Consider the following 19,019-nt stretch of genomic DNA (forward strand, 5'->3'; position numbering starts at 1 on the left):
GTCGACGGATGTTCATCGCAGGGCAAGCCCGCTCCTGTGGGAGCGGGCTTGCCCTGCGAAAAGGCCTCAACCCGGCTGCTGGGTACGCAACTTCTCGCTACGCCCACGCAACCACTCCAGGGTCAGCAACAGCACCACCGAGAAGGCAATCAACAAGGTTGCCGCTGCGGCGATGGTCGGGCTGAGGTTCTCGCGGATGCCGCTGAACATCTGCCGGGGCAGGGTCGCCTGCTCGGGACCGGCGAGGAACAGGGTGACCACCACCTCATCGAAAGACGTGGCGAAGGCGAACAGCGCCCCGGAAATCACCCCCGGCGCAATCAGCGGCAAGGTCACCCGACGGAACGTGGTCAGCGGCGAAGCACCCAGGCTGGCGGCGGCGCGCACCAGGTTATGGTTGAAGCCCTGCAGGGTCGCCGAGACGGTGATGATGACGAACGGCACGCCGAGCACCGCATGCACCAGGATCAGCGAGATGAAGCTGTTGCCCATGCCCAGCGGGGCAAAGAACAGGTAGCTGGCCACACCGATGATCACCACCGGCACCACCATGGGTGAAATCACCAGGGCCATGATCAGCGACTTGCCCGGGAAATCACCCCGGGTCAGGCCGATCGAGGCCAGGGTCCCGAAGACCATCGCCAGCACCGTGGCGGCTGGCGCCACGATGATGCTGTTCTTCAGCGCCCGCATCCACTCGGCCGAGGCGAAGAAATCGTGGTACCACTGCAGCGAGAAGCCCTGCAGCGGGTAGACCAGGAAGCTGCCGGAGTTGAACGACAGCGGAATGATCACCAGCACCGGCAACACCAGGAACAGCAGGATCAGCCCGCAAAGGATGCGCAAACTGTAGAACCAGACCCGTTCGACGGGCGACATGTAGGGACTCAGCATGACAACGCTCCTCAGCTCAGGCGCAGGCGGCTGGCGCCGACCAGCCAGCTATAGATCAGGTAAAGCAGCACGGTGGCCAGCAACAGCAAGCCGCCCAGCGCGGTCGCCATGCCCCAGTTGATGCTGGTGTTGGTGTAGAAGGCCACGAAGTAGCTGACCATCTGATCGTTGGGGCTGCCAAGCAGCGCCGGGGTGATGTAGTAGCCGATGGCAAGGATGAACACCAACAGACAGCCCGCGCCTACACCAGCGTAGGTTTGCGGGAAGTACACCCGCCAGAAGCTGGCGAACGGATGACAGCCGAGGGAAATCGCCGCACGCATGTAGGTCGGCGATATGCCCTTCATCACGCTGTAGATCGGCAGGATCATGAACGGCAGCAGGATATGCACCATGGAGATGTACACCCCGGTGCGGTTGAACACCAGTTCCAGCGGCTTGTCGATGATACCCATGGCCATCAGCGCGCTGTTGATCAGCCCGCCCGATTGCAGCAGCACGATCCAGGCCGCAACCCGAACCAGGATCGAAGTCCAGAACGGCAGCAGCACCAGAATCATCAGCAGGTTGCTCTGCCGGGTCGGCAGGTTGGCCAGCAGGTAGGCCAGGGGATAAGCCAGCACCAGGCAGATAGCGGTGATGACGAAGCCCATCCACAGGGTACGGGTGAAGATATCCAGGTAGATGGCCTGGTCCGGGGTGGCCTTGGCCAGCTCGCCGAGATCATCGATACGATGGTCGAGGGCCGCCAGCAGGTAAAACGGGGTAACGCTACTGGTGTTACGGCGAATCGCCTGCCAGTAGGCCGGATCGCCCCAGCGCTCGTCCAGTTCCTGCAGGGCTTCTTTATAGGAAGCCGGCTCGGTCTTGAACGGCAGCGCCCGGGCGGTCTTGGCCAGCAGGCTGCGATAGCCGGCCAGCTCCATGTTCAGGCGCTTGGAGGTATCGCCCAGGGTCTGGTTCTTGCGCGCCTGGGCAAGGTCTTCGCTCAGCGCCTTGTACACCGCCTCCCCTGGCAGGCCCTTGCCATCCCACTCGGCCACGGCGGTCACGGTCTGCGGCAAGCCGCCCACCACTTCCGGGTTACCCACGCTCTTGTACAACAGCGCGGCAATCGGCACGAGGAACACCAACAGCAGAAACAGCGCCAGTGGCGCGATCAGCGCTTGCGCCTTCCAGCGGTTGACCCGCTCGGCACGCTTGAGGCGCTGCTTGAGGTTGGAACCGGCGCCTTCATTCAGGGGCACTGCGATGGCCATAGCGAACTCCGAAATCTTGAGAACAAGGAGCGCCGGCGGCAAGCCGACGCCCCATCAGCGGCCCTTACTTGGCAGCCCAGGCGTTGAAGCGTTGCTCGAGTTGCTCGCTGTTGTCCGCCCAGAACGCCACGTCGATCTGAACCTGGTTGGCGATGTTTTCCGGGGTGGTCGGCATGTCTTTCTTGATCTCGTCGGACAGCAGCGCAACAGCCTTGGAGTTGGCCGGGCCGTAGGCGATATTTTGCGAGTAGGTCTTCTGCTGATCAGGCTGGACCGAATAGGCGATGAACTTCTTAGCCTGCTCGACATCTTTGGCGCCTTTCGGGATGGCCCAGGCGTCGAAGTCGTAGATACCGCCGTTCCAGACGACTTTCAGGTTGCTCTCTTTTTGCACGGCGGCAATGCGGCCGTTGTAGGCCGAGCTCATGACCACGTCACCCGAGGCCAGGTATTGCGGTGGTTGCGCACCGGCTTCCCACCACTGGATGCTCGGCTTGAGTTCGTCGAGTTTCTTGAAGGCACGGTCCTGGCCTTCCTTGGTGGCGAGTACCTTGTAAACGTCCTTGGGCGCAACACCGTCGGCCATCAGGGCGAATTCGAGGGTGTACTTGGCGCCTTTGCGCAGGCCGCGCTTACCCGGGAACTGCTTGGTGTCCCAGAAATCCGCCCAACTGGTCGGCGCAGTCTTCAGCTTGTCGGCGTTGTAGGCCATGACCGTGGACCAGACGAAGAAGCCAACACCGCAAGGCTGGATAGCGCCGGGAACGTAGTCGGATTCGTTACCGAAAAGTGCAGGATCAAGCTCCTCGAACATGCCTTCGTCGCAACCACGGGCAAGCTCTGGCGATTCGACCTCCACCAGGTTCCACGACACGCTCTTGGTGTCGACCATGGCTTTGACCTTGGCCATTTCACCGTTGTACTCGCCAGCGACGATCTTGCCGTTGCCCGCCTTTTCCCATGGCTCGTAGAACGCCTTGACCTGGGCCGCCTTGTTGGCGCCGCCGAAGGAAATCACGGTCAGGTCGGCCGCCGCCATGGCCTGGGTTGCCGCGAACAGGCCCAGGGTCAGGGCGGTCAACTTCAAGTGTTTGCGCATTATTATTCTCTCCACAGTACAGGGTTGGTGAAGCAAACCTTCAATTGGCTTCCAGCAAAGGATCGAGCGCGCGGGCGTGCTCCACCTGCCAGCCAAGCGGTACCACATCGCCCACGGCCAGGGCCGGGTCGAGTTCGGCAATCGGCTGCTTCACGAAGAAATCGGCCTTGCCGCAGACTTCCAGGCGAACCCGCACGTGGTCGCCCAGGTAGATGAATTCGGCTACCCGCCCGGAGAAACGGTTGACGCAGCTTTCGCTGTGGCCATTGAGGCGCACGCGCTCGGGGCGGATCGACAGGGTTACCGGTTCGCCGGCCTGACCGACATTGACCGCCAGTGCCTCGACCTTTTCGCCGCGCGGCAGCAGCACCTGGCAGCGCTCGCCGTCGTGGCTGAGCAGACGACCATTGATGCGGTTGTTTTCGCCGATGAAGTTGGCAACGAAGGTGTTCTTCGGCTCTTCATAGAGGGTGCGCGGGTCGGCGATCTGCTGGATCTCGCCCTGGTGGAACACCGCGACGCGGTCGGACATGGTCAGCGCTTCGCCCTGGTCGTGGGTGACGTAGACCACGGTGACGCCCAAGCGCTGGTGCAGGTGCTTGATCTCCATCTGCATGTGTTCGCGCAACTGCTTGTCGAGGGCCCCCAGCGGTTCGTCCATCAGTACCAGTTGCGGCTCGAACACCAGCGCGCGGGCCAAGGCCACCCGCTGCTGCTGGCCACCGGAAAGCTGGCCGGGGTAACGCTGGGCGAAGGCGTCGAGCTGGACCATGTTGAGCACACGTTTGACCCGCTCGCTGATGTCGGTCTTACTCAGGTTGCGCACGCTCAGGGGAAAAGCCAGGTTCTCGGCCACGGTCATGTGCGGGAACAGCGCATAGTTCTGGAACACCATGCCGATGTCGCGCTTGTGCGGCGGCACGTTGTTGATCGAACGGCCGGCCAGCTGAATCTCGCCTGCGGTCGGCGTTTCGAAGCCGGCCAGCATCATCAGGCTGGTGGTCTTGCCAGAACCGGACGGGCCGAGCAAGGTGAGGAACTCACCCTTGCGGATATCCAGGTTGAGGTCTTTGACGATCAGCGACTCGCCGTCGTAGCTCTTCTGCACACCACGGAAGCTGACCAGCACTTCGCCGGTTGCAGCGCTCGAATTCACCTCACTCATACCCGCACCTTTTTATTGGATGACTGCTGTATCCAAAGCCTAGTGAAGGCGGCAAGCGGCGCAAATCGGGGGTGGAGAGAGATTGATATCAGCGCGATGGAAGGCTTGGGGTAGGGATTTCCCTACAAGGGTGGCGTTTTTGGATAAGAGCTGAAAACTTCATCGCCACAACCATCGCTATCGCTGGCAAGCCAGCTCCCACAAGAGCCATGCCTGTTGGTTTTCTGTGGGAGCTGGCTTGCCAGCGATGAAGGTAAGCACGATGTCGCTTCTGGAACACTCACAACAGTTTGTGCTCCATCGCATACTTCACCAATTCCGCCAGCGAGTTCACGTTGAGCTTCTGCATCAGCCGCGCCTTGTGGGTGCTGATGGTCTTGTTGCTCAGGGCCAGTTGCTGGGCAATGTCGTTGACGTTGGCGCCCTGGGCCAGACGCTCGAACACCGAAAACTCGCGCTCCGACAGCAACGAATGCAACGGCCGTGCATCGGTCAGGCCGACCTCGAAGACCATGCGATCGGCCAGGTCCGGGTCGATATAACGCCCGCCACCGGCCACCCGACGAATGGCGGTCAGCAACAAGGCCGGATCGCTGTCCTTGGTAGCGTAACCGGCAGCGCCGACCTTCAGCGCCCGCGCCGCCATCTGCGCTTCGTCGTGCATCGACAACACCAGGATCGCCGGCGGGTTGTTCAAGGCGCGAATCCGTGGAATCGCCTCCAGGCCGTTGACCCCAGGCATGGAAATATCCAGCAGGACCACCTCGCACGCGGTATGGCGCAGGGTTTCCAGCAGTTGCTCGCCATTGCCGGCCTCCCCCGCTACCTGCATGTCCTTGGCCAGGCCAATCAACTGCTTGATGCCTTCACGGACAATGGTGTGGTCTTCGGCAACCAGTACTCGAATCACGCAATGCTCCTAATCCAGAGGGATGGCAACGCTCAGGCTGGTGCCCTCGCCCGGTTCGCTTTCCAGGGTCATGCGGCCGCCCAGCATCAGCACCCGCTCACGCATGCCGACCAGGCCAAATGAGCTTGGCCTACTTTGTTCCAGGACAAATCCTGCGCCATCGTCGATCACCGTCAGCCGCAGGGTCTGGCCGTCGAGGCTCAAACTGATCTGCACAGTATGCGCCTGGGCATGGCGCATGACATTGGTCAGCGCCTCTTGCAGGATGCGGAACAGGCCAATGGCCTTGGCATCACTCAAGGGTGGCGGGTTTTCCAGCACTTGCACCAGGCAAGGGATCTGCGTGCGCGCTTCGAAGCGCCGGGCCTGCCACTCAATGGCCGAAGCGATGCCGGCATCGAGGATCGGCGGACGCAGGGCGGTGGCCACATCGCGCACCAGCTGGAACAGCTGGGCGATCAGGCGTTTCATGCTGCCCAGGCGCTCGTTGAGGCCGGGATCCAGCTCGGCGTAGGCCAGTTCGCACATGGAGGTTTCCAGCTTCAGTACTGTGAGCATCTGCCCCAGTTCATCGTGCACTTCCCGCGCTATACGGGCTTTTTCTTCCTCACGAACGCTTTCCAGGTGCGCCGACAGTTCACGCAGCTGTTCCTGGGAGCGGGCCAGTTCGAGCTCGACGCGCTTGCTCTGGCTGATATCCCAGACCACCCCGTCCCAGACCACCCGGCCATCCACCAACGTCCGGGTGCTGGCCTTGATATCGGCCCAGCGCTGTTCGCCCTGGCGGGTCAGGATCCGCCCCTGCCAGGACCAATCGCTGTCAGTGGCCAGGGCCAGGTCCTGGACCCGGTGATACTCGGCGCGATCGTCCGGGTGCACGAGGTTGCGCAGGCCCATGTCCGGGTGTTGCAACGCCGCAGGCGGATAGCCCACCAGGGCTTCGCTGCCTTCACTGATATAGGGGAATTCCAGCTCGCCTTCGGCCGGGTTGCGTTCGAGGCGAAACACCAGGCCCGGCACGTTACCGGCGATGCCCTTGAGCCGCGCCTCGCTCTCGCGCAATGCCGCCAATGCCCGTCGGCGCTCGGTGACGTCGGCGAGAAACACCACCAGGTACTCGGCATCGCGAAAACGCAGGAAGCTCAGCGACACATCCACCGGCAACAGGCTGCCATCGGCGCGCAGGCACCGGGTTTCAAAGTGCTGAGGGGCTTCATCGCTGGTTCGGGCGCGCTTCCACAGGTCGAGCCAGCGGTCCATGTGCAGGGTCGGCTCGAAATCGATCAGCGGCCGATCGATCAGAGCCCCCGAAGCGTAACCAAGCATGCTTTCAGCGGCCCGGTTGGCGTAGCGTACATGGCTGTCCCAGTTGACCCAGAGAATACCCACGGTGCTCTGGTCGATGGAGAACTGACTCAGGCGCAGGGCTTCTTCGCGGGCCTGACGCTGGGCCAGGGTGTCGCGGGTGGCCAGCAGGCTGTGTTCGAGCTGATGCAGTTGCCGACGCTGCCAGATGACGATGGCCACACAACTGAGCAGCAGTGCCGCCAGCAGCAGGCCGAGGTTCTGCCAGAATCCCGGGGATTCGCTCAGGCGCGGGTATTTTGGCTCCAGCCAGCGCTGGTGCAGTTGTTCCAGGTCCTTGGCCGGAACAGCCTGCAGGCCGCGTTCAACAATCCCGGCAAGCTCGGGCCAGTCCCGCCGCGAGCCCACCCGTAACAATTGCGGCAGGCCGATATCACCGACCACCACCAGTTCGCTGAACTCGCTTTCCCGTGACAGGCGGCTCAATTGCGCCTCATCCACCACGGCAAATCTTGCTTGCTCGCTGAGCACCAACTGCAAGGCCTGGCGCTCTTGAGGCACCCCTTGCAAATTCAGGTTCGTATAGGTGGCACGCAGATAGTCGGCAACGGTGCTGGGCATGCGCACGGCGACCCGATCGGTACTGGCCAGTTTCTCCAGATCCACCGCCACTGCGCCGGTACGCGGCCCGACGATCAGTTGCGGTACCCGCATGTAAGGGTCGCTGAACAACCACAGACGCAAGCTGGCCGGTGTCTGGGTCAGACCCGGGGCAAGATCGACTTCACCGGCCAGCAGCGCATGCTCCAGTGCCGCCTGGTCAGGAAAGTTGCGCCAGGTGAGGTCCAGCCCCAGCGAGCGGCCGAGCCAGTTCATCAGCTCGACGTTAACCCCGTAGAGCTGCTGCAAACGCCGATCGAACTGGGCAAAGGGTGCTTGCAGCACCAGCCCGACCCGCAGGCTGCGATGCTGCTCAAGCCACTGTTGCTGGGCAGGCTCCAGCACAACCTGCGCAGGCGCGGCAGCCGAAGCTGCCCCCGTGATCAAGGGCAGACAAAAACAGCCGATAAGCAACAGGCAGCGCAAAAGTTTCATCTGCACTCTCATCAAGGGTAGGACGGCCACCGAGCATGGCCGTCCCGAGCAAATACTATTAGGCTGCCGGTATTAATCTGGCCTGGATCGATCCATGTTCGCACTTTATCGCACGACGCTGCCGGCGTTATGCCTGTCACTGATACTACCTTGTACCGCACAAGCGGCAGCTGGCGAAACGCCAGAAGCTGCCGCCGACAGCAAACCTGCCGCTGTCGAACGCCAACCGCTGGCCGAACGCAGCCAGGAAGATGCCCTGGCCCTGGAGCGCCAGGTTCCTCAGGCTGAACAGCAAACCCTGCAGGCCGGCAGCGACAACTTCCTGGCCCTGTGGAAGCCAGCCAACACCGCCGACCCCGAAGGCGCCCTGATTATTCTCGCCGGTGCCGGCGAAAATGCCGATTGGCCAAAGACTGTCGGCCCGTTGCGGCGCAAGTTTCCCGATGCCGGTTGGCACAGCCTGAGCCTGGCCCTGCCAGACCTGCTGACCAACAGCCCGCAAGCGCGCATCGAAGCAGCGCCGGCGCCGGCGCAAAAGGCCGAGCAAGGCGAAAGCGCGCCGGTCAAGGACACCCCGGCCAATGCCAATGCCAGTATCGAACAGGCCACGGCCGCCGAAAACGACAACAGCGAAAGCGTCGAGCAGGCAAAGGCGCCGGTCGAGAATGACAAGGCCGATGCCGAACGTATCTTCAATCGCCTCGATGCCGCCGTTGCCTACGCCCAGCAGCAAAATGCTCGCAGTATCGTCCTGCTCGGCAACGGCAGCGGTGCTTATTGGGCAGCCCGCTACCTGAGCGAGCGGCAACCGGCGCAGGTACAGAAGCTGGTGATGGTCGCCGCACAGACGCCGACTCAGGCCGAACACGGCCTGGACAGCCTGGCGCCGACGTTGAAAGTGCCGACTGCAGACTTTTTCTATGCCACCCTGCCTCAGGCCAAGCGCGCGGCCGAACAGCGCCTGCAAGCCAGTAAACGCTTGAAGGACGCCAACTACCGCCAGGTCAGCCTGACCGCCGTGCCGGGCAACAGCGCAGCGGAACAGGAACAACTGTTCCGCCGCATCCGTGGCTGGCTGAGCCCGGAAAAGCTCGACTAGAAGCCGCGGCGCTTGCGAATGACGGCGTAGGCCTGATGCAGCTCGCGGGTACGTTCGGTTGCCTCGCGAATCTGCAAAGGGCTGGCGCCATTGCCCACCAGCTTGTCCGGATGGTGGCGGCTGAGCAGCCGCCGATAGGCTTGCTTGATCTGCCCGGCGTCGGTTTCTGCACTGACCCCGAGCATCCGCAAGGCCTGCGGATAGCCCAGGATACCGTCGGCCAGCGCCGCCTTCTGCGGTTCGTAGTCCAGCGCCAGGGCCTGGACCTTGGCCGACGACCAGCCCAGGGCCTGGCCCCACGCCAGTAACAGCTCACGCTCGTGCCGGCCGGCCTGGCCATCGGCCCAGACCATGCGCCAGCAAGCACGCAACATGCCTTCGGCGGCATGAGGCTGTTGCTTCAGACGCCGCAAGTGCGCACCCAGGCGCTCTTTGCCGCGCTTGCCGCGATTGAAGGCAGCAATGGCGCGGCGCCTGGCCGGCTCGTTCATCTCCAGCCGCTGCATCTCCACCCGCGCCTGCTGGATATGGCCATCGACCACGCGCCCGTCGCTCTTGGCCAGGCGCCCGAGCAGCACGAACAGTACTTCGTCGTCGCGCAACACCGGCCGCCCTCCCAGGCGTTCGCGCACATGCGCCCAACTGTGCAACTGCAAACGGCGGTCCATCGCCTGACCCAGCAACGCCCCCAGCAAAGCCCCTGGAATACTGGCGATGGCAAAGCCTGCCCCGGCACCTATCACTGTGCTCGGCCACAACATGTCAGCGGCGCTCGGCGAGCAGTTGCTCGACTTCAGCCAGACGTTCCAGGGTGCCGACATCCACCCAGTGCCCACTGAAATGCTCGCCACTGACTTGCCCGGCCGCCATCGCCTGACGCAGCAGCGGCGCCAGCTTGAAAGCACCCGCCTGGCAGTCGGCGAACAGTTGCGGGGCCAGCACGGCAATGCCGCTGTAGGTCAGCGTGTCGACATCGGCATTACCGTCACGGACCTGGCTCTGATCCAGGCAAAAATCGCCCTTGCCATGATGGTCAGGGTTATCCACCAGCACCAGGTGGGCCAGCCCGTTCAGGTTTTTGGGCAGGCGGGCAAAGTCGTATTCGGTCCAGATATCGCCGTTGACCAGCACAAATGGCTCATCGCCCAGCAACGGCAGGGCCTTGAAGATGCCACCGCCGGTTTCCAGCGGCTCGCCTTCCGGCGAGTAACTGATACTCAGGCCCCAGCGTGAACCATCGCCCAAGTGATCTTCGATCTGCTGCCCAAGCCAGGCGTGGTTGATCACCACGTCCTTGAAGCCGGCCGCCGCCAGGGCACGCAGGTGATACTCGATCAGCGGCATGTCGGCCACCGGCACCAGCGGTTTTGGCGTGTGCAGGGTCAGCGGGCGCATCCGCTCGCCCTTGCCCGCGGCGAGAATCATCGCTTTCATGGACGCACTCCGGCAGCGGCCTGAAGGCTCTCGATCAACTCGTCCAGCTCGGCCAGTTCCGGGCGACGGGCGATCACATCATCTATATAGGCAAAGAAGCGCGGCACATCGGCCAGGTAGCGCGGCTTGCCGTCGCGGTGGCAGATACGAGCGAAAATACCGATGACCTTGAGGTGGCGCTGTACGCCCATCAGGTCGCTGGCACGGTGGAAGTCTTCGAAATCGGCCTGCACCGGGATGCCTTTGGCCTGGGCGCGCTGCCAGTAATCCTTCAGCCAGCCCTGCACGCGTGCCTGCGGCCAGCTCAGGAAAGCATCCTTGAACAGGCAGGTGATGTCATAGGTGGTCGGTCCGTATACCGCATCCTGAAAGTCCAGCACGCCGGGGTTCGGCTCGCTGTGCATCAGGTTGCGCGGCATGAAGTCGCGGTGCACCAGCACTTTCGGCTGGGCCAGCGCGCTGTCGATCAGCAGGCTGCTGATACGCTGCCAGGCGGCCAGTTGCGCGTCGTTAAAGCCAAGGCCCAGCTCACGGCCCACGTACCACTCGGGGAACAGCTCAAGCTCGCGACGCAGCAACGCCACGTCGTAGCTTGGCAACGGCGCGTCCATCGGCAACTGCTGGAAGGCCAGCAGCGCTTCGATGGCGTCGTTGAACAGGCCATCGGCATTCTCGGCGTTGATCACATCGAGGTAGGTCTGGGTGCCCAGGTCGCTGAGCAGCAGGAAGCCGCGCTCAAGGTCCTCGGCATGAATAACCGGCACATTGACCTTGGCAGTGGCCAGCAAATGAGCAATATCAACGAACGGCCGGCAGTTTTCCTGCGGCGGTGGCGCATCCATGACAATAAAGCTGTGGCCTTCGGCCTGCCAGCGGAAGTAGCGGCGAAAGCTCGCATCGCTGCTGGCGGCGGTCAGGCTACCCGCGGGAACCGTGCCCCAGCCCTGTTTATGGAACAGGTTTGCCAGCTGCTCGGCGAGCCAGACATTCAGGTGTTGCAAGCGTACATCGTGATCGGGCATTACAAGGGTCTCCGACGGCCCTAGCCGTCAAGCGGGTCATGCTTTATTATCCAGCATCTTTTTCAGACCATCGAGAGGCGTGCGGCCCCACACGCGGGCAGATGGCACGCAGGAAGCCCGGACTAATAAGATGGCATTGAAATCCCCCGCGTTTCGTAAAAAATTCCCGTTGCTGGTCACCGGCGGTTTGCTGGCGATGCAACCTCTGGCCACCCCATACGTGGTTGCCGCAGAGCAGTTCGACTGCCAAGTGTCTGCTGCCGGAGGCTGGGACTGCAAGCCCAAAACCCCAGCCGCCGCACTGCCGCCACGCCCGGTGCATGTCGGTGCCGCTGCCCCCTCGTCCGGTGAAACGCCAGCCGGTACCGGCGAGGTTGCCCAGGAGCAGGGTCAAGGCCCGGTGCTGGTCACCGAAGCCAAAGGCCGCGTGCTGAAGTCCCGCAGCCCCGACGCCAGCCACCTGGACTGGGTGCCGCGCGACCAGCTGACCCCGGCCCAGCTCGCCGAAACCGGGCCTTATTGCGCCGGTGCCTACATCGAACCGACGCGTCCGGGCATGGACGACACCACACCCAAAGACGAATCGCCGACCTTTATCGGCGCCAAGGTCTCGCGCTACCAGCAGGAGCAGCAGATCGCCACCCTCGCCGGTGACGTGGTCATGCGCCAGGGCAGCATGCAGGTCGAGGCCGACGAAGCCAACCTGTACCAGGCCGAGAACCGTGGCGAGCTGAGCGGCAACGTGAAGATTCGCGACAACGGCTCGCTGGTCGTGGGCGATCACGCCGACATCCAGCTGGACACCGGTGAAGCCAAGGTCGACAACGCCGAATACGTGATGCACAAGTCACGTATCCGCGGTAGCGCGCTGTACGCCAAGCGTGCCGAAAACGCCATCATCCGCCTCAAGGACGGTACTTACACCACCTGTGAGCCGAACAGCAATGCCTGGCAGCTCAAGGGCAACAACATTACCCTGAACCCGGCCACCGGCTTCGGTACCGCGACCAACGTTACCCTGCGGGTCAAGGATGTACCGGTGTTCTACACACCTTACATCTACTTCCCGATTGACGATCGTCGCCAGTCCGGCTTCCTGCCGCCGTCGTTCAGCACCAGCAGCGACACCGGCTTCATGCTGGTCACGCCGTACTACTTCAACCTGGCGCCAAACTACGACGCCACCTTGTATCCACGCTACATGGCCAAGCGCGGCATGTTGATGGAAGGCGAGTTCCGCTACCTGACCAAGTCCAGCGAAGGGCAGTTTGGTGGTGCGTACCTGAACGACAAGGAAGACGAGCGCAAGCTGCAGACGGATTACAAAGACCAGCGCTGGATGATCAACTGGCAGCACAAGGGCGGCCTCGATGAGCGCCTGATGACTGAAGTCGACTACACCGACATCAGCGATCCGTTCTACTTCCAGGACCTGGAGTCGGATCAGATTGGTGTTGAAAGTCGTGACTTCATCAACCAGCAGGGCGCGTTGACCTACCGCGGCGATGGTTATACCGCAAGACTGAACATGCAAGCGTACGAGCTGGCGACTATTTCCCAGATCACTCCGTACGATATGCTGCCTCAGGTCAGCTTTAACGGAATGCTCCCTTATCACCCGGGCGGCCTGGACTTCAGCTATGAAACTGAAGCTGTTCGTTTCGATCGTGATCTCAAGAGTGGCACCGTATTCAACAAGGATGGGACTCCAGATACCAGCGTGCGTGATGACGGTGGCCGGATTGACCAGAACGTGTTCGGCCTGGCTCGTGCAAACGGAACCCGCCTGAACGCAGCGCCGAAAATCAGCCTGCCGCTCACTGCAACCTACGGTTTCCTGACACCATCGCTCAAGTACGCGTATACCCATTACGATCTCGACCTGGACAGCCAGGGCAAGCTGCAAGCTGCAGCGGCGCCTGCAGACTTTGGCAAGTTCAGCAGTTCGCAGGATCGGGACGTTCCAATATTCAGCGTGGATAGTGGCCTGTATTTCGACCGCAACACTCAATGGTTCGGTAAGAACTATCGCCAAACCCTTGAGCCTCGCCTGTACTACCTGTATGTCCCTTACAAAGATCAGCGAGACATCCCGATCTTTGACACCAGCGAAAACACGTTCAACTACAGCTCGTTGTTCCGGGATAACCGTTTCTCCGGCTCCGATCGCATCGGCGACGAGAACAAACTGTCGCTGGGCGTAACCAATCGCTGGATTGAAGAAAACGGTTTCGAGCGCCAGCGCTTCAGCATCGGTCAGGCGCTGTACTTCAAAGACCGCAAGGTCCAGTTGCCGGGTATCTCTTTCGAAGATCGCAAAGACGCACATTCAGATGTGTCCCCGTACGCTCTCGAATACGAATACCGCTTCAACCGCGACTGGCGCTTCAATTCCGACTTCAACTGGGATCCGGATAGCCGCAGCACCCGCTCGGGCAGCGCAATGTTCCACTACCAGCCTGAAGACAACGTCAACAAGGTGGTCAACCTCGGTTACCGCTACCGCAACGACATGGTCACCTACAACAGCACCACCGGCCGCTGGCAAGTGGGTGGCGGGGACTATGGTCAGCCGGGCGACGATAACTATGTGAAGGACTACTACAAGATCCAGCAACATGACTTCTCGGTCATGTGGCCGATCGTTCCACAGTGGACCGCGATTGCTCGCTGGCAGCATGACTACAACCGCAACCGCACGCTGGAAGCCTTCGGTGGTTTCGAGTATGACAACTGCTGCTGGAAGCTGCGTCTGATCAACCGTTACTGGATCGATTACGACGATTTCAGCCAGGCAACTCCGCAAAACGAAAAAGGCGACCACGGCGTCTTCCTGCAGATTGTGCTGAAAGGCCTCGGCGGCGTAGTGGGCAACAAGGTCGAGTCTTTCCTCGACCAGGGCATTCAAGGTTATCGTACTCGTGAAGACCAAGCTTACTGATTGTCTGCGCCCGCTGTTGCTGGGCGCGGTATTGCTGACCGGCACGGCGCACGCCGCCGTGCAACCCCTGGACAGCGTTGTGGCCATCGTCGACAACGACGTGGTGATGAAAAGCCAGCTGGACAGCCGCGTGCGTGAAGTCCAGCAGACCATCGCCAAGCGTGGTGGCTCCGTGCCGCCCGCCGGCGTGCTGGACCAGCAGGTGCTCGAACGCCTGATCGTCGAAAACCTGCAATTGCAGATCGGCGATCGCTCGGGCATCCGCATCACTGACGAAGAGCTGAACCAGGCCATCGGCACCATTGCCCAGCGCAATGGCATGAACCTGGAGCAGTTCCGCGCTGCCCTGGCTCATGATGGCCTGTCGTACGAAGATGCCCGCGAGCAGGTTCGTCGCGAGATGATCATCAGCCGCGTACGTCAGCGCCGGGTTGCCGAGCGCATTCAGGTCTCGGAGCAGGAAGTGAAGAACTTCCTCGCTTCGGAGCAGGGCCAGATGCAACTGTCGGAAGAATGGCGACTGGCCAACATCCTGATCCCGACGCCGGAAAGCGCCAACTCGGCGCAGATCCAGGCGGCGGCCCAGAAGGCCGGCGAGGTGTACACGCGCCTGAAGAGCGGCGCCGACTTCGGCCAGATGGCAATCGCCAGCTCCGCCAGCGAAAACGCCCTGGAAGGCGGTGAAATGGGCTGGCGTAAAGCCGGTCAGCTACCGCCTGACTTCGCCAAGTTGCTCAGCAGCCTGGACGTCGGCGACGTCACTCAGCCGCTCCGTATCCCTACCGGTTTCATCATCATCAAGATGCAGGAAAAACGTGGCGGCGGCGGAGCCACCATGCGTGACGAAGTGCATGTCCGTCACATCCTGATCAAGCCGAGCGAGATCCGCAGCGAAGCGGCGACCCAGGAGCTGGCCCAACGGCTCTATGACCGTATCCAGAACGGTGAGGACTTCGCCACGCTGGCCAAGAGCTTCTCCGAAGACCCTGGCTCGGCACTCAATGGCGGCGATCTCAACTGGATCGATCCAAGCGCCCTGGTGCCGGAGTTCCGCGAAGAAATGGCCAACGCCCAACAGGGCCAGGTGACCAAGCCGTTCAAGACCCAGTACGGCTGGCACGTCCTTGAAGTGCTGGGCCGGCGTGCCACCGACAGCACCGAGCAAGCCCGCGAGCAACAAGCCATGAACGTGCTGCGTAATCGCAAGTACGATGAAGAGCTGCAGACCTGGCTGCGTCAGATCCGTGACGAAGCCTACGTCGAAATCAAGCTTCCTGGCGCCGATCAGGCCGCGCAGTGAAACCTCAGCGCTTCGCCCTCACACCCGGCGAGCCGGCCGGCATAGGTCCTGACCTGTGCCTGCTGCTCGCCACGCAAGCCCAGCCACACCCCCTGATTGCCATTACCAGCCGTGACCTGCTCGCCGAGCGGGCCGCGCAGCTGGGCGTGGCCGTCAGCCTGTTGCCGGTGAGCCTCGACGCCCTCCCCGACCAGCCCGCGCCCGCGGGCAGCCTGTATGTCTGGGATACGCCGCTGCAAAACCCGGTGGTAGCAGGCCAGCTGGACAAGGCCAACGCCGGGTTCGTGCTGGAAACCCTGACCCGCGCCGGGCAAGGCTGCCTGGACGGGCATTTCGCCGGGATGATCACCGCCCCCGTGCACAAGGGCGTGATCAACGAAAGCGGCATCGCCTTCTCTGGGCATACCGAATTCCTCGCCGACCTGACCAGCACCGCGCAAGTGGTGATGATGCTGGCAACCCGCGGCCTGCGCGTGGCCCTGGTGACGACTCACCTGCCCCTGCGTGACGTTGCCGACGCCATCACCAGCGAACGCCTGGAGCGTGTCACGCGGATCCTGCATGCCGACCTGCAACACAAGTTCGGCATTGCCAACCCGCGCATCCTGGTTTGCGGCCTCAATCCGCACGCCGGCGAAGGTGGCCACCTGGGCCATGAAGAAATAGACACCATCGAACCGACATTGGCGCGCCTGCGCAGCGAGGGCATGGACCTTCGCGGCCCGTTGCCCGCCGACACCCTGTTTACCCCCAAATATCTGGAGCACTGCGACGCAGTGCTGGCGATGTACCACGACCAGGGCCTGCCCGTGCTCAAGTACAAAGGCTTCGGCGCGGCGGTCAATGTGACCCTGGGCCTGCCGATCATCCGCACCTCGGTCGACCATGGCACTGCCCTGGACCTGGCCGGCAGCGGCAAGATCGACACCGGCAGCCTGCAGGTCGCCCTGGAAACCGCCTACCAGATGGCCGAGACCCGAAAATGACCGAGCAATACCAACACAAGGCGCGCAAGCGCTTTGGCCAGAACTTCCTGCACGACGCCGGCGTCATCGACCGCATCCTGCGCTCGATCCACGCCAAGGCCGGCGAGCGCATGCTGGAAATCGGCCCGGGTCAGGGCGCCCTGACTTCCGGCCTGCTGGCGAGCGGCGCACAGCTGGACGTGGTCGAGCTGGACAAAGACCTGGTACCGATTCTCAACCAGCAGTTCGCTAACCGCGACAACTTCCGCCTGCACCAGGGCGATGCGCTGAAGTTCGACTTCACCAGCCTGGGTGCGGCGCCGAACAGCCTGCGCGTGGTCGGCAACCTGCCGTACAACATCTCCACGCCGCTGATCTTCCACTTGCTGGCCAACGCCGAGCTGATCCGCGACATGCACTTCATGCTGCAGAAAGAAGTGGTCGAGCGCCTGGCCGCAGGCCCTGGCGGTGGTGACTGGGGCCGCCTGTCGATCATGGTGCAGTACCACTGCCGGGTCGAACACCTGTTCAACGTCGGCCCGGGCGCGTTCAATCCGCCGCCCAAGGTCGATTCGGCGATCGTGCGTCTGGTACCGCACGAAACCCTGCCGTTCCCGGCCAAGGACCATCGCCTGCTAGAGCGCATTGTCCGCGAAGCCTTCAACCAGCGCCGCAAGACCCTGCGTAACACTCTCAAGGCCCTGCTCAGCAGCGACGCCATCGAGGCTGCCGGCGTCGATGGCAGCCTACGTCCGGAGCAACTCGACCTGGCCGCCTTCGTGCGCCTGGCCGACAAGCTGGCCGAGCAACAAGGCGCCGCGTAACGTGCGCCAATGGCCAGTCATGCCCGCATGACTGGCCGGCTACCCCGCCGATAGCCTAGACTGACGCCATCGCCGTATCCGCGTCTGTTGCCAAGGCCCCTTGCATGTCTGATCCCCGTTACCAGATCGACGTCAGCGTCGTGACCCGCTTTCTCAAAGAACAATCCGACCCCGAAAACGACCGTTTCGCCTTCGCCTATACCATCACGGTGAAGAACAACGGCACTGTGCCCGCCAAGTTGATGTCGCGGCACTGGTTGATCACCAACGGTGATGGCCATGTCGAAGAGGTCAAGGGCGCGGGCGTTATCGGCCAGCAACCGCTGATCGAACCTGGCGAAAGCCACACCTACAGCAGCGGCGCGGTGATCAGCACCACGGTCGGCACCATGCAGGGCAGCTACCAGATGTTCGCTGAAGACGGCAAGCGCTTCGACGCCATCATCGCGCCGTTCCGCCTCGCCGTCCCTGGAGCCCTGCACTGATGGCGGTATACGCAGTCGGCGATCTGCAAGGCTGCCTGCAGCCACTCAAGTGCCTGCTCGAGCGGGTTGCCTTCAACCCGAAGGTCGATCGCCTGTGGCTGGTCGGTGACCTGGTCAACCGCGGCCCGGAGTCACTGGAAACCCTGCGCTTCCTTTATTCCATCCGCGAATCGCTGGTGTGCGTACTGGGCAACCATGACCTGCACCTGCTGGCCGCCTGGCACAACATCGAGCGCTTGAAAAAAAGCGACACCCTGCGCGAAATCCTCGATGCCCCGGATGCCGGTGAACTGCTCGACTGGCTGCGCCGGCAAAAGCTGCTGCACTACGACGAGCAGCGCGGCGCAGTGCTGGTGCACGCCGGCATCCCGCCGCAGTGGACCCTGGGCAAGGCCCTGGAGCTGGCAGGCGAAGTGGAGGAAGTGCTGCGCGACGACAACCGTTTAAAGCCCTACCTCGACGGCATGTACGGCAACGAGCCGAACAAGTGGAGCAAGGACCTCAGCGGCGTCACCCGCTTGCGGGTTATCACCAATTACTTCACCCGCATGCGCTTTTGCACCAGCGAAGGCAAACTCGACCTCAAGGGCAAGGAAGGCGCCGATACCGCCCCGCCTGGCTACAAGCCCTGGTTCGCCCACAAGGGCCGTCGCTCTCGGCATGTGAAGATCATCTTCGGCCACTGGGCGGCGCTTGAAGGCCGCTGCAAGGAGCCCGGGGTCATTGCCCTGGACACCGGCTGCGTCTGGGGCGGCGCGATGACCCTGTACAACGTCGATACCGGCGCATTCCATCGCTGCGAATGTTCCGACCAAGGCACCCCGCGCGCGCAGCCTGCGTCCGCACAACCGGCTAGAATGAACGACCAGTCCTGAAGGAAACCGTACCCATGAGCGAATTCAAACGCATCCCTCCCGAGCAGGCCCAGGCGCTGCGCGAGCAAGGTGCGGTCGTGGTCGATATTCGCGACCCGCAAGCCTTTGCCGCCGGCCACATCACTGGCGCGCACCATCTGGACAACCATTCGGTAGCGGATTTTATTCGCGCCGCTGATCTCGATGCGCCAACCGTGGTGGTCTGCTATCACGGCAACTCCAGCCAGAGCGCTGCCGCTTATCTGATCAGCCAGGGCTTTTCCGACGTCTACAGCCTCGACGGCGGCTTCGAGCTGTGGCGTGGCACCTACCCGACGGAAACCGCCCAGGGCACTGCCGAATAATTT

The 19,019-nt window shown here is 62.5% G+C and carries 17 protein-coding genes; 8 read left to right on the top strand and 9 right to left on the bottom strand.

Features of this window, described 5'->3' with window-relative positions:
• Positions 1 to 66: 66 nt before the first annotated feature.
• The 6 genes from ABM562_RS12950 to ABM562_RS12975 form a co-directional block, all read right to left on the bottom strand.
• A complete protein-coding gene (locus ABM562_RS12950; protein ID WP_010221459.1) occupies positions 67 to 894 on the bottom strand; it encodes an ABC transporter permease in 828 nt (275 codons plus the stop codon).
• A gap of 11 nt (positions 895 to 905) precedes the next feature.
• Complete coding sequence (locus ABM562_RS12955) at positions 906 to 2,153, bottom strand: ABC transporter permease (protein ID WP_036995062.1); 1,248 nt, start codon at positions 2,151 to 2,153, stop codon at positions 906 to 908.
• A gap of 64 nt (positions 2,154 to 2,217) precedes the next feature.
• The gene (locus ABM562_RS12960) at positions 2,218 to 3,252 is read right to left on the bottom strand and encodes an ABC transporter substrate-binding protein (RefSeq protein WP_010221457.1); all 1,035 of its coding nucleotides are present in this window, start codon (positions 3,250 to 3,252) and stop codon (positions 2,218 to 2,220) included.
• 40 nt (positions 3,253 to 3,292) lie between these two features.
• Positions 3,293 to 4,417 carry an ABC transporter ATP-binding protein gene (locus ABM562_RS12965; protein ID WP_038998451.1) on the bottom strand — a complete coding sequence of 375 codons (1,125 nt, stop codon included), beginning with the start codon at positions 4,415 to 4,417 and terminating at the stop codon, positions 3,293 to 3,295.
• A 280-nt stretch (positions 4,418 to 4,697) separates the two neighbouring features.
• The gene (locus tag ABM562_RS12970) at positions 4,698 to 5,327 is read right to left on the bottom strand and encodes a response regulator (RefSeq protein ID WP_115085040.1); all 630 of its coding nucleotides are present in this window, start codon (positions 5,325 to 5,327) and stop codon (positions 4,698 to 4,700) included.
• A 9-nt stretch (positions 5,328 to 5,336) separates the two neighbouring features.
• A complete protein-coding gene (locus ABM562_RS12975; protein ID WP_460422250.1) occupies positions 5,337 to 7,727 on the bottom strand; it encodes a PAS domain-containing sensor histidine kinase in 2,391 nt (796 codons plus the stop codon).
• A gap of 94 nt (positions 7,728 to 7,821) precedes the next feature.
• Here ABM562_RS12975 and ABM562_RS12980 point away from each other — a divergent pair, with 94 nt between their 5' ends.
• Positions 7,822 to 8,826, top strand: a complete 1,005-nt coding sequence (locus tag ABM562_RS12980) for an alpha/beta hydrolase family protein (RefSeq protein ID WP_460422252.1) — start codon at positions 7,822 to 7,824, stop codon at positions 8,824 to 8,826.
• Here ABM562_RS12980 and ABM562_RS12985 read toward each other — a convergent pair.
• Genes ABM562_RS12985 through ABM562_RS12995 form a run of 3 tightly spaced genes read right to left on the bottom strand, consistent with a single transcriptional unit; the run spans position 8,823 to position 11,282 of the window.
• Positions 8,823 to 9,587, bottom strand: coding sequence for a TerB family tellurite resistance protein (locus ABM562_RS12985; RefSeq protein ID WP_115085037.1), 765 nt, complete (start codon positions 9,585 to 9,587; stop codon positions 8,823 to 8,825). The genes ABM562_RS12980 and ABM562_RS12985 overlap by 4 nt on opposite strands.
• Position 9,588: 1 nt before the next feature.
• Entirely contained in the window at positions 9,589 to 10,260 is a 672-nt protein-coding gene (gene murU / locus ABM562_RS12990; protein ID WP_115085036.1) for an N-acetylmuramate alpha-1-phosphate uridylyltransferase MurU, read from the bottom strand.
• Positions 10,257 to 11,282 carry an aminoglycoside phosphotransferase family protein gene (locus tag ABM562_RS12995; RefSeq protein WP_115085035.1) on the bottom strand — a complete coding sequence of 342 codons (1,026 nt, stop codon included), beginning with the start codon at positions 11,280 to 11,282 and terminating at the stop codon, positions 10,257 to 10,259. The genes murU and ABM562_RS12995 overlap by 4 nt, the downstream gene beginning before the upstream one ends.
• 130 nt (positions 11,283 to 11,412) lie before the next feature.
• Between ABM562_RS12995 and ABM562_RS13000 the strand changes: the two genes are divergently transcribed.
• The 7 genes from ABM562_RS13000 to glpE all read left to right on the top strand — a co-directional run bounded on the left by ABM562_RS13000 (position 11,413) and on the right by glpE (position 19,016).
• The gene (locus tag ABM562_RS13000; protein ID WP_346617701.1) at positions 11,413 to 14,223 is read left to right on the top strand and encodes an LPS-assembly protein LptD; all 2,811 of its coding nucleotides are present in this window, start codon (positions 11,413 to 11,415) and stop codon (positions 14,221 to 14,223) included.
• A complete protein-coding gene (locus ABM562_RS13005) occupies positions 14,204 to 15,523 on the top strand; it encodes a peptidylprolyl isomerase (protein WP_115085033.1) in 1,320 nt (439 codons plus the stop codon). Before ABM562_RS13000 ends, ABM562_RS13005 begins: the two co-directional genes overlap by 20 nt.
• Positions 15,520 to 16,509: a 4-hydroxythreonine-4-phosphate dehydrogenase PdxA gene (pdxA, locus tag ABM562_RS13010; protein WP_115085032.1), complete on the top strand. Its 990-nt coding sequence runs from the start codon at positions 15,520 to 15,522 to the stop codon at positions 16,507 to 16,509. The genes ABM562_RS13005 and pdxA overlap by 4 nt, the downstream gene beginning before the upstream one ends.
• Entirely contained in the window at positions 16,506 to 17,312 is an 807-nt protein-coding gene (gene rsmA, locus ABM562_RS13015; RefSeq protein WP_115085031.1) for a 16S rRNA (adenine(1518)-N(6)/adenine(1519)-N(6))-dimethyltransferase RsmA, read from the top strand. The genes pdxA and rsmA overlap by 4 nt, the downstream gene beginning before the upstream one ends.
• Positions 17,313 to 17,416: 104 nt before the next feature.
• The gene (gene apaG / locus ABM562_RS13020) at positions 17,417 to 17,797 is read left to right on the top strand and encodes a Co2+/Mg2+ efflux protein ApaG (RefSeq protein ID WP_115085030.1); all 381 of its coding nucleotides are present in this window, start codon (positions 17,417 to 17,419) and stop codon (positions 17,795 to 17,797) included.
• Positions 17,797 to 18,672, top strand: coding sequence for a symmetrical bis(5'-nucleosyl)-tetraphosphatase (locus ABM562_RS13025; protein ID WP_115085029.1), 876 nt, complete (start codon positions 17,797 to 17,799; stop codon positions 18,670 to 18,672). The genes apaG and ABM562_RS13025 overlap by 1 nt, the downstream gene beginning before the upstream one ends.
• 14 nt (positions 18,673 to 18,686) lie before the next feature.
• Positions 18,687 to 19,016, top strand: coding sequence for a thiosulfate sulfurtransferase GlpE (gene glpE / locus ABM562_RS13030; protein ID WP_460422255.1), 330 nt, complete (start codon positions 18,687 to 18,689; stop codon positions 19,014 to 19,016).
• The last annotated feature ends 3 nt before the right edge of the window (positions 19,017 to 19,019 follow it).

It is taken from the genome of Pseudomonas sp. ZL2, assembly GCF_054788455.1.

Coding starts and splice junctions, on each gene's coding strand:
- ABM562_RS12950 (WP_010221459.1), bottom strand. CDS start 894: ATGCTGAGTCCCTACATGTCGCCCGTCGAACGGGTCTGGTTCTACAGT.
- ABM562_RS12955 (WP_036995062.1), bottom strand. CDS start 2,153: ATGGCCATCGCAGTGCCCCTGAATGAAGGCGCCGGTTCCAACCTCAAG.
- ABM562_RS12960 (WP_010221457.1), bottom strand. CDS start 3,252: ATGCGCAAACACTTGAAGTTGACCGCCCTGACCCTGGGCCTGTTCGCG.
- ABM562_RS12965 (WP_038998451.1), bottom strand. CDS start 4,417: ATGAGTGAGGTGAATTCGAGCGCTGCAACCGGCGAAGTGCTGGTCAGC.
- ABM562_RS12975 (WP_460422250.1), bottom strand. CDS start 7,727: ATGAAACTTTTGCGCTGCCTGTTGCTTATCGGCTGTTTTTGTCTGCCC.
- ABM562_RS12980 (WP_460422252.1), top strand. CDS start 7,822: ATGTTCGCACTTTATCGCACGACGCTGCCGGCGTTATGCCTGTCACTG.
- ABM562_RS12985 (WP_115085037.1), bottom strand. CDS start 9,587: ATGTTGTGGCCGAGCACAGTGATAGGTGCCGGGGCAGGCTTTGCCATC.
- murU (WP_115085036.1), bottom strand. CDS start 10,260: ATGAAAGCGATGATTCTCGCCGCGGGCAAGGGCGAGCGGATGCGCCCG.
- ABM562_RS12995 (WP_115085035.1), bottom strand. CDS start 11,282: ATGCCCGATCACGATGTACGCTTGCAACACCTGAATGTCTGGCTCGCC.
- ABM562_RS13000 (WP_346617701.1), top strand. CDS start 11,413: ATGGCATTGAAATCCCCCGCGTTTCGTAAAAAATTCCCGTTGCTGGTC.
- rsmA (WP_115085031.1), top strand. CDS start 16,506: ATGACCGAGCAATACCAACACAAGGCGCGCAAGCGCTTTGGCCAGAAC.
- apaG (WP_115085030.1), top strand. CDS start 17,417: ATGTCTGATCCCCGTTACCAGATCGACGTCAGCGTCGTGACCCGCTTT.
- ABM562_RS13025 (WP_115085029.1), top strand. CDS start 17,797: ATGGCGGTATACGCAGTCGGCGATCTGCAAGGCTGCCTGCAGCCACTC.
- glpE (WP_460422255.1), top strand. CDS start 18,687: ATGAGCGAATTCAAACGCATCCCTCCCGAGCAGGCCCAGGCGCTGCGC.